16 protein-coding genes are annotated in these 9,186 nt (G+C 36.1%); 6 read left to right on the plus strand and 10 right to left on the minus strand.

From position 1 onward, the window contains the following. On the minus strand, window positions 1-285 hold a 285-nt coding region (locus ACFINX_RS08795; RefSeq protein WP_375668687.1), incomplete at its 3' end, for a hypothetical protein. 351 nt (window positions 286-636) lie between these two features. On the opposite strand from ACFINX_RS08795, the gene ACFINX_RS08800 reads away from it, so the two are divergent. Both ACFINX_RS08800 and ACFINX_RS08805 read left to right on the plus strand, forming a co-directional pair. Then, entirely contained in the window at window positions 637-819 is a 183-nt protein-coding gene (locus tag ACFINX_RS08800) for a type II toxin-antitoxin system HicA family toxin (protein WP_038473319.1), read from the plus strand. Window positions 820-839: 20 nt separating this feature from the next. After that, window positions 840-1,262 carry a HicB family protein gene (locus ACFINX_RS08805; RefSeq protein WP_100131245.1) on the plus strand — a complete coding sequence of 141 codons (423 nt, stop codon included), beginning with the start codon at window positions 840-842 and terminating at the stop codon, window positions 1,260-1,262. 3 nt (window positions 1,263-1,265) lie between these two features. On the opposite strand, the gene ACFINX_RS08810 is transcribed toward ACFINX_RS08805, so the two are convergent. Both ACFINX_RS08810 and ssb read right to left on the minus strand, forming a co-directional pair. Beyond that, on the minus strand, window positions 1,266-1,808 hold the full coding sequence (locus ACFINX_RS08810) for a hypothetical protein (protein ID WP_375668688.1): 543 nt from the start codon (window positions 1,806-1,808) through the stop codon (window positions 1,266-1,268). 10 nt (window positions 1,809-1,818) lie between these two features. Then, entirely contained in the window at window positions 1,819-2,265 is a 447-nt protein-coding gene (gene ssb / locus ACFINX_RS08815) for a single-stranded DNA-binding protein (RefSeq protein ID WP_375668689.1), read from the minus strand. Between the two features lie 237 nt (window positions 2,266-2,502). On the opposite strand from ssb, the gene ACFINX_RS08820 reads away from it, so the two are divergent. Together ACFINX_RS08820 and ACFINX_RS08825 are read left to right on the plus strand one after the other, a co-directional pair. Continuing rightward, the gene (locus tag ACFINX_RS08820) at window positions 2,503-2,694 is read left to right on the plus strand and encodes a hypothetical protein (RefSeq protein WP_375668690.1); all 192 of its coding nucleotides are present in this window, start codon (window positions 2,503-2,505) and stop codon (window positions 2,692-2,694) included. A 69-nt stretch (window positions 2,695-2,763) separates the two neighbouring features. Then, the gene (locus tag ACFINX_RS08825; protein WP_375633209.1) at window positions 2,764-3,192 is read left to right on the plus strand and encodes a type II toxin-antitoxin system HicB family antitoxin; all 429 of its coding nucleotides are present in this window, start codon (window positions 2,764-2,766) and stop codon (window positions 3,190-3,192) included. Between the two features lie 48 nt (window positions 3,193-3,240). Here the strand turns inward: ACFINX_RS08825 and ACFINX_RS08830 are convergent, their stop codons facing one another. From ACFINX_RS08830 to ACFINX_RS08850, 5 genes are all read right to left on the minus strand, one after another. Next, entirely contained in the window at window positions 3,241-3,789 is a 549-nt protein-coding gene (locus ACFINX_RS08830; RefSeq protein ID WP_375633208.1) for an antA/AntB antirepressor family protein, read from the minus strand. 237 nt (window positions 3,790-4,026) lie between these two features. Then, window positions 4,027-4,374: a hypothetical protein gene (locus ACFINX_RS08835; RefSeq protein ID WP_375668691.1), complete on the minus strand. Its 348-nt coding sequence runs from the start codon at window positions 4,372-4,374 to the stop codon at window positions 4,027-4,029. A 177-nt stretch (window positions 4,375-4,551) separates the two neighbouring features. Next, the gene (locus ACFINX_RS08840; protein WP_375668692.1) at window positions 4,552-4,968 is read right to left on the minus strand and encodes a hypothetical protein; all 417 of its coding nucleotides are present in this window, start codon (window positions 4,966-4,968) and stop codon (window positions 4,552-4,554) included. After that, entirely contained in the window at window positions 4,922-6,052 is a 1,131-nt protein-coding gene (locus ACFINX_RS08845) for a hypothetical protein (protein ID WP_375668693.1), read from the minus strand. Before ACFINX_RS08845 ends, ACFINX_RS08840 begins: the two co-directional genes overlap by 47 nt. Next, complete coding sequence (locus ACFINX_RS08850; protein WP_375668694.1) at window positions 6,042-6,521, minus strand: crossover junction endodeoxyribonuclease RuvC; 480 nt, start codon at window positions 6,519-6,521, stop codon at window positions 6,042-6,044. Before ACFINX_RS08850 ends, ACFINX_RS08845 begins: the two co-directional genes overlap by 11 nt. A 29-nt stretch (window positions 6,522-6,550) precedes the next feature. On the opposite strand from ACFINX_RS08850, the gene ACFINX_RS08855 reads away from it, so the two are divergent. Continuing rightward, window positions 6,551-7,423 carry a hypothetical protein gene (locus tag ACFINX_RS08855; protein WP_375668695.1) on the plus strand — a complete coding sequence of 291 codons (873 nt, stop codon included), beginning with the start codon at window positions 6,551-6,553 and terminating at the stop codon, window positions 7,421-7,423. A gap of 11 nt (window positions 7,424-7,434) precedes the next feature. On the opposite strand, the gene ACFINX_RS08860 is transcribed toward ACFINX_RS08855, so the two are convergent. Further along, complete coding sequence (locus ACFINX_RS08860; RefSeq protein WP_375668696.1) at window positions 7,435-7,887, minus strand: hypothetical protein; 453 nt, start codon at window positions 7,885-7,887, stop codon at window positions 7,435-7,437. Between the two features lie 12 nt (window positions 7,888-7,899). Then, window positions 7,900-8,151, minus strand: coding sequence for a helix-turn-helix transcriptional regulator (locus ACFINX_RS08865; protein ID WP_375668697.1), 252 nt, complete (start codon window positions 8,149-8,151; stop codon window positions 7,900-7,902). A gap of 109 nt (window positions 8,152-8,260) precedes the next feature. On the opposite strand from ACFINX_RS08865, the gene ACFINX_RS08870 reads away from it, so the two are divergent. Continuing rightward, window positions 8,261-8,878 carry a helix-turn-helix transcriptional regulator gene (locus ACFINX_RS08870; RefSeq protein ID WP_375607534.1) on the plus strand — a complete coding sequence of 206 codons (618 nt, stop codon included), beginning with the start codon at window positions 8,261-8,263 and terminating at the stop codon, window positions 8,876-8,878. Window positions 8,879-9,186 lie beyond the last annotated feature (308 nt).

Genomic DNA, 9,186 nt, shown 5'->3' on the forward strand with positions numbered 1-9,186 from the left:
AGCTTTAGATGCTTTTGGCTGTTCGAGTGGAATTTCCTCTGTCACTGGTTCAGACGATGTTTGTACGGCTTCTTGTTCTATCTGTTTAATTTGTTCAACTTCCTTGTCAGGCTTTATTTTTGTTTTAACATCAACAAAAGGTTTAGCGGCATTTGCACGCTTGAGACGTGCGTAGACTTGATTGGAAATCTCAACAAATGGATTATTGGGAGTTGAAGTTTCAAAACGAACAGTGCTTTTATTATCGCCAACAACACACATTGGCTTGGTGATGATTGCTTTCATCTTCGCTCCTTTTGAGGCAATGAATTAATGACATCATTGGTTACTGAATGGCGTTTGATATGTGCAAAATAGATTAGTCTGTTTTATCAATAAAAACAGTACTTTAAGCCCTCTTGAAAGCTTAATATTTTATCAAATTTTAGGGGATATTTTTGAATTTTAGACGCAATACAACCAGTGCCGTACTGCCACTAAATACGATTTTTCACGTATTGTCAATAGAAAAATCACGATATTGTGTATTTTTAATTTTTTTGATCAAAACTTAGTATTTTAAAAGCCAATCTTTAATTTTATACAAATAACAACATTTATGTTGTATTTAAACATTTTAGATGTTATATTATATTTATGAACAGTCAAGAATTAAAAAGATATCTTACGAAACATGGTTGCAGTTTTACCTCAGGGAAAGGTGGCCATTTGCTTGTAAAACGTGGTTCTAAAAAATCCGTTTTACCTATGCATGGTACGCGGAAAGAATTAGGAACGGGATTAGTTCAAAAGATTCTTAAAGATCTTGACCTAAGGTAAGTCTGAATATGGAGATGTAAATGAAATATGCACTTAAATTTATCAAAGATGACAATGATACTCTTCTTGTCGTTTCCAAAGACTTTCAAGAATTTATTACCTATGGTAACGACGAAAAAGAGGCTTTGGAACACGCTAAAAATGCCCTTTTAACAGTTATTATGGGGCGTTTCCAAGATCGAGAAGTGGTCCCTTTTGGAGCTCGTGATGCTGCCTATCCTTTTGTTGAAGTATCTTCATTAGTTATTTTAAAAATTGCAATACACAACGCTATGGTTGAAAAGAATTTACGCAAAGCTGATCTCGTGCGTCTTTTAAAACTTCACCCAATACAAATTGACCGATTATTGGATTTAAACCACGCAACAAAATTAGATGCTTTAGAATCCACTCTCATTGCTCTTGGAAAAGAGATCACTATCAATGTTCAAAATGCTGCTTAAAATTTAGCGGTTTTGTATAAAATGTTTATGAAGTGCATTCAGAGCAACATACAGCGAACCGACAAGATGTGGCAGTGATTGATCTTCACTAACAAGATACTGTAGCGCGGCATAAAGGTTGTGCTGTCTATAAAGGCATTGTGCTTCTTTTAGCACCTCTTTCATTGCTTCATAGTAATGAGTAGTTTTTTCAATCCATTGTTTTTTTGCCTCTTCATTTAAAGATGGAGTAAAGTCATCATAAATTGCATTTGGTAAGGCTTTTGCACAGAGATAATTATTTCTCACTTCAAGATATTTTTGTGCAGCATCATACTGATCTTGATTAATTACACCTTGCAGATAAAGCCGTCCGATATAAGTAGCGGAAAGCGGATTTTTTGCTTCTTCTATGGTTAAGCCAAAGCGTTTGGCACGTATTTCTATTGCCAATTTGTCAATGGGATTATGAGGCATTTTTGTCCGTGAAATACGACCATTGGGTTCTCTGATACATCCATTAATACGAGGACGTCCACGTTTTGCATGTTTTTTTCTTTTAGCCATATTTTTTCAATCAGAATGGGACGCCATCATTAAGAGATGCACCATAATTATCAGCACCTGAGGCAATAGCATAATTTTGAGAAGTAATGGGTGAGGGGTGTACAGATTGCTCTTTCTTTGCATCAAGCAAATACAACTCGCCTTTATATTGAGGCAAAATAATTTCTGTTGTGTAACGGTCATGACCATTTTTATCTTGCCATTTGCGGGTTTGTAATTTGCCTTCTACGTAAACTTTTGAACCTTTGTTGAGATACTGAAGTGCTATTTTTGCTAAATGTGGATTAAAAATCACCACGGAATGCCATTCTGTCTTCTCTATTTTTTGATTGGTCTTTTTATCTGTATAGGTTTCAGAAGTTGCCATACGAAAATTGACTATTTCTGTTCCAGAAGTCATTGTTTTGCTTTCGGGGTTAGCACCTAGACGCCCGATTAACATTACTTTATTTAGCATGTTTTTTCTTACCTTAAATTTGTATTTTAATACATAGAAAATCTTAGCATTATTTTCTTATTTTTTCAATTATTTCAGTTAATTAATCACATTTTTTAAAGCATTACTTTATAATCTTATTTGATAAACTCACTCAATAGCTGTGTTATAAAAAGGCAAGGCTTTTTTGCTTGATTTATTATTGACAATCGAACCTTTTTGTGCGATATTGGTTTTATCAAATTAAGGGGAGGCTAAATGAAACGAGAAGCGCTGCTTAGAGAGTTACGCAAAGAAGCCAGAAAAAAAGGTCTTCATTACAGTGAAGCTCCAGATGCAGGCAAAGGGTCACATTATTTGGTAACTTTTGGAGACAAAACAACTGCTATAAAATCGGGTGAATTAACGCCACTTTACGTGAAGATAATAAAAAAACAATTGGGAATATGAAACTCGTATTTCATACGTTTTTAATTTTTCGTTTCAAAAACATTTTGATCATAGTGAGGAGACCTAAACATGGAATATACGTATCAAGCAAAATTTGAAACTGATCCGGATGGTGGTTTTATTGTGACTTTTCCAGATGTACCTGAAGCAATAACAGCTGGAGAAAATAGAGTAGAGGCATTAGAGAATGCTGTTGAAGCTTTAGGGTTGGCATTACGGAGCTATTCTATGCGCGGTCTGCCTTTGCCTACACCACGGCAGTACAAAGACCTTGTAGAAGTTACGGTAGATGCGTGGAATGCTCTTAAGCTCGCAGTGGTAGAAGCCTTTAATGAAGCGAATATTACAAAAACAGAATTGGCACATCGTTTGGGTAAAAAAGAAACAGAAGCAAGACGCATTCTTGACCCCAATTATCCAACTAAGCTTCAAACTTTAGAGCAAGCACTGAGTGTTCTCGGCAAGCAAGTCGTTATTACAATAAAAAACGCGGCTTAACTATCTCCTCGCCTTTGAAGACGAGAAGATAAAATCATGTTTTTAAATCTAAGCAGCTTTTACAACAGATTTTTCTAAAACCTGTTTTGCTTCTTCAATGAGTGTTTTATACTGTTTGCTTTCTTCTACCAATGTAAAGGCTTTAACAAGATGCATGTGGAGAGGGCCATAAATGTAAACAGCCTTTTTAGTTGGAGACATTTTATCCCAATCTTTTGGAAAATCAAAGCGTGTATCACGGTCATTATCAACAGATTGGCTTTTTAACTTTTTTTCACACTCGATAAAGTAACGACGAGCTTGTCTGCCTTTCTCGTTGCGTTCAACCATGGAAAGCTCTTTTGCCATATCTAAAGTGAGATGGTATTCTATTACTGTAACAGCTCTAGATTTTGCGCTTCCCAATTTTGGGAACCGCAAATCTTGTGTTTTTATGAAGTCTTTACCTTCTTCAAATGTATATTGATTAATACGATCCGTAATCCAAGTAGCGAAACGTTTTCCTATTTCCATGAATGCGTGTAACTCACGAGCATTGACCGTTTGCACAATTTCTTGTTCAATAATTTTTTCTGATATTTTAATAAGAGTGTTCATAATATTGGTTCCTTTGTTTTAAAAGTTTAAGTATCCAGGGCTAAAACAACCGAACCAATTCAGTCCTTCACATCTTTAGGTTACCCTTGGACATACATGTGAAGACCCTGGACAAAATTTCTTATGATGGGCAACAGATCTTTCGGGATACTATTGAACCGATTGGTTACAGGTGTTTTAAGCCTGCTTCGTAACCTAATGGCTTTTAAAAATTTGTCAAGTTGTTCCTGATATGAGTTAGCATCTAATCATTGTTTTTTCAGAAGCTTCTGAAAATTTTTTGATCTCTCTGTTGATCTCGTCTATAAGAGGCTCGTAATTGAGAACGCTTTTCGGAATATTCCCACCGTAAACCCACGCTTTCACTTGCGCTTTGGTACTAAAATCCGCATTTTCTGGTGTGGTATAATACTGACCGCCATCAAACTTTTCACACTCTCTTGTACCGTCTTCATATTCGTAGAGGTTGTAAAAATACTCCTCTGCTCCATCTCCCCAAGGAACATACCCAACAGCCGTTGCGATAAACTTTTTTTGCATAGGCTGTTTACGTTTTTTAAAGAATCTTCGTTTTAATATTTCCATGTTTTAATTCCTATTTTTACCAATAGGTTAATTTGCCTCAAATTTGACCGTACAGAGCGTTTTGTATTGCTGGTGTGTTTTCATAAAATCTTTAAATCGCTTTGTACGGTACATTTTTGATGATTTAAACGCATATCTAATCACAAAACCATCAGCACTTTTCACTAGTTTGCTGTTTTAAGCCGCTTTTGAATTGCTACTGTTATGTTGCTCTTCACTAGGCTTGCCTATTCGCATGCATGAGATGGGTTTACCTCCTAATGCCTTGTTGCGCGTATTTTCAACAGCGATAAAAACTTTCTCAGCAGTGCCATAAAGCCTGCTTTCTAAATCACGACAATACTGCGCAAGATCAGCACAAGAGGGAACAAAGGTTGTTGATAGACCTTTGGCTTCTCCACGGATAAGATTTTTAACAGCTTGCAACAAAGACCAGAGTGAGATGCCGTTAAGAGCCGCGATATAAGCCTTTGCACGTGCCTTTGGATTCGAAACTTTTTGCATTGTCAAACCGCCTTCAAGCACATCAAGAGCCTCAGCAATATCTTCAACAGACGCTTTCAAGGAAAGCAAGTTTTGGACTGTCTGATACACTCCGAAAGCTTGTTCCTCCAGTGCTGGTGTCAATTTCATGCCACTGATCAAGGTCCATGGACAATCCCTTGTTATACATCGTATCATCTGATCTGTAATGTTTTGAAGCGGATTCACTAAATCCTGCTTTACGGATAAGATTACGGATTGTTTCTCCGGTACCACCACAAGTTCTTTGATCTTTTGAAAAGTTTCCATTGCTTCCACCATTTTTGTTCGTGTTTTTTGTTTTTTCTAAATCATCAACCGCCTTGCGCACCCAGTTACGCCACGTTGCTTGCCAATCGATTTTTGTTGCATTTGCTCCAGCTTTTGAACGCCAGTAATCTCGAAACTTTGCGATTTCGACTTTGACACGCTCTGAAGGCAAGCCCTCTTCGATTGCAAAATCGTAATCGGGTTCAAAGTCTTCAGGCAATCGACAGCCCCGATTAGCTTTTGACCGCTTGGCTTTTTCCGGAACGTTTTCTTGCTCGTGAATGAGAGGTTGGTTTTCTGATGATGTCGCGTTTTGCTCTGATTGGCTCTCAACAGCATCAACCTCAATTGGCTCTTCAACCAAATCGGTTGTTTCTAAATTTTCAGAACCAATTTCTTTTTTTTCTAAAACGATAGTTTTAGTTTTTTTATTATATATGTTATTGTCTATGTTAATGTGTTTCATCATGATGTCATCATGACCTCGTGATGACGTCATCATGACATCATCATGGTTCTTTGATGAGTTATCTTTATGCTTATTTTTCTTAGTATTTGCAGCTTTTATAGCTTTTTCTGAAAGTTTATTTAGATTCTCATTGCAATTTTTTAATTCTTCTTCAACATCGAGATTCCATAAACGACCATCTTCTAAACGAATGATGTATCCCTCTTCTAGCAAAACATTCAATGCTGTCTCAAATTTCTTTACTGAATAACCAGTGTAATGAGATAAAACTTTAATATTACAAAAAAGAGGTTCACCAGTACGAAGCATGCGAAATCGCAATCTCATATAGATATTACCTTCTACAGGAGGTAAATAATCGACGACCACCGCCCATTTATCGGCAAACAGTCTCGTCCATGGTATTTTACCGGACATGTATATCCCCTTCTTTCATTAAATATAAAATTGCCAAAGCATCTGCTTCGTTGTCGTCACAAGGCGCGTGACCTTTTGCACGCATTGCCTTAATCATTTCTGCTTTTGAGGCATTTCCTTTGCCTGTCATTGCTTTCTTAATGGTAGCAACGGGAATGCCTTCATATGGTATCTGATGATGTTCACACCACGCTGTTAAGGTTGCTAGAAAGCCCCCATAAATATGAGAAGCGTCTGTACCCACATGCCGGCGTACCTCTTCAAAATACACTGCATCAATTTCATCAACAGACCTTTTTAGTTCAGAAAGCCATTTCTTAAAGCGCAAGTAACGCATGCCACCGCCTTCAAAACGGCGTGATTGAAAATGTTCTGTATCACTTGTGATAAAACCATCTGCATCACGAAGCGCCCAGCCAGTCTTAGTGCCTAGATCAAGACAGAGAATGGTTTGTGCATTAGTGATCATAATCCCCTCTTAAGGCTCTACGTATTTATATGCGTGCTATGACAGAGCGTGTTGTGACTGCTTGTCTTGAAAAAATATTTATGAAAAAGTATCCTCCCAGCGATTCTAAAAAAGTGGGGGGAGTTATGATGCAAGAATGGGTAGTTGATAAGGTTGTATTTTTATTGCACCGGATAAATGATAGTGCTGTATTTTTGCTGCACTGGATAAGTGATAATCTTACGATTGCTCCTATCATTGCTACGATAGTTACTGGAATGGTGACACTTTTTGTGCAACAACGAAGCTTAAAAAAACAACTTAAAATCTTCCAACGACAAACTATAGCATCAGAAATCCAGACAGCTATTCTATTAGAAGATAAAAAAGTACGGGATTTGGGACCATATTTAAAATTGAAGGCAATATTCCTCCCACAAGAATATAAAGGTACCTCCCATGTTAAGGTAAAGCTGTGCATTAAAAATCTTACGACACAAGATATGATGATAAAGAATATACGCATATCGAAAAACAGTCCCTTTAAGTTTGTTAAAAACGCTTGCCCTTTTACTCAATGGAAATTTGACTCTTCGGAGGGACATCTCGTTATTAAAAGGACAACGCCCAAACTCATTGCGTTATGTCCCGAAAATATAAAATCAAATGCTTCATCAGAGTATGCTTTAAATTTTTTTATTATATCCGCTAAACGCTGTACTTTTTTAGATTTCATGATTACCTGCCGTAAGCCTAATTCTCGCAACATTGCAAATTTTACACTTGAACACACTTCAATTGTTAATCCAGAGGAAACATTCACTGTTCATTTTTGGGCTTCATATCCACGTTTAAAAGAGACTTATTATGAAGTTAATCCCAAAGATCCGCTTTTAATTAACGACCCTCATTTTTGGGATTAATGACACCAGAATTAAAAAACTTCTCCTGCAAAAATAAAATCGATCAATCTTGGTTCTTCTTTTTTGTTAATTAAGCAAATGATTTTATTATTTAATTTATCAATTAGCTCCATTTGTGAAGCCAACTTTAATCTTTGTTCATACAGGGTCTTATTTTTTTGCTTAATTAAAGTGGGTAGGTTTTCAAGTACTACTTGCTGTTGTTCAATTGACTTATCTCGCTCTGCAAGAGTGGCTTCATGCCATCTCATCCAACTATCAAATTTTGACTTATGCCATTCTTCTCGTTTTTTAAGAATTGTTGTGTGAGTTTCGTGTCGTTTCACAAGATCTTCTACGCTACAGTCACGACATGGTACTTTTCTCCATTCTTCCACCAATCTATTTCCATTCTTCATTTTCGTATTACAACCTATTAATCTACAAAACTGGGTGTAGATCTTCTTCAATATTCCGTTTCTCATGATCTTTCTTCTTTAAGAGTGTGAATGGTGCTGTTGATGTTCGTTATTATCTGTAGAAGCAGCAATAAAAGCAGGCATAGAGCTAGAACTATCCTTCAACTTTTGCAGCTTTAGATAATTTATTACGGAGATAGATCCTCTTTTTTCCCACTTGCAAACAGCTGCTTGAGTTACACCAAGCATTTTCGCCATTTCTGATTGTGTCCAATTAAATTTGCCCCGTATTGACTTAGTCAAATTCTTAAAATCTTCTCGTTGATCCATTTACAAGCTCCAATTACAGCTTTGTCTTATTTTATTCATATAATTATAGTTATATAAAGTCAATAAAATTTATCTTTATCAACGATAAAAAAATAAGGTAAGCAGAAGTATGAGTAATAAATCTAATATTATAAACACATTAAAAAAGATTTTGACCGAGTTTAACTTAACGCAAGAAGATGTAGCCAAACGGCTAAACGTAACACAAGCTTCAGTGTCTAAGTGGTTAAAAGATTCTGATCCACGCGGCTCTAATAGAGATGCCATTTTAGAATTATATAAAGAACTAAAAGGGGATAATCACTTCACAACTTTTGTTCCTCTTATGGGGTATATTGGAGCAGGAACACAGATAGATCCAAGTTTTGAACAAATCCCTGAAGATGGTCTTGAACAAGTAGAAATTCCTTTTGCTTTACCTGATGATATGGTTGCTTTTGAAGTTAAAGGAGATTCTATGATTCCAGCCTATAAAGATGGAGATATGGTTATCGTAAGACGGCGCCAAATTAAAACAATAGAATCCTTTTTTGGCAAAGAAGCCGTTATTTTAACACATGATAATAAAAGATATATAAAGCAGATTAGCAGGGGCATGAATGGTGAAATAGATCTGCTTTCTTGGAATGCCTTACCTATTAAGAATGTTAAAATTGTGTGGGTTGGAGAAATATTTGCTATTTTGCCAATAAGTTCTTACAGCAAGATGATTCGGACTTATCGCTAATTATCCTCCCCTCTTATTCAGCAAGATATTATAATATTTTTTATAAAAATATAATTTTTTATAATTTTTTGCTTGCTGTTTTATAATTATAGTTATATAAGTAATTATACAAACCACGCACAAACAATCGCCAAGAGGCGTTAGGGAGGAGAAATTATGGAAAATACAATTCTTATAAATTCTGATGAAATCTTATTAGTTGTCTATGATGATGATCAAAACATTGGTCGATCGGGACCACTGGATGAAAGCCAAGTTCTAAAAATTATTGACGAGGCAGATGATGCAATCCAAATCTTTCGCATCAA

Origin of the sequence: Bartonella sp. AP36NXGY (assembly GCF_042195865.1) — a bacterium.
GTDB lineage: Bacteria > Pseudomonadota > Alphaproteobacteria > Rhizobiales > Rhizobiaceae > Bartonella.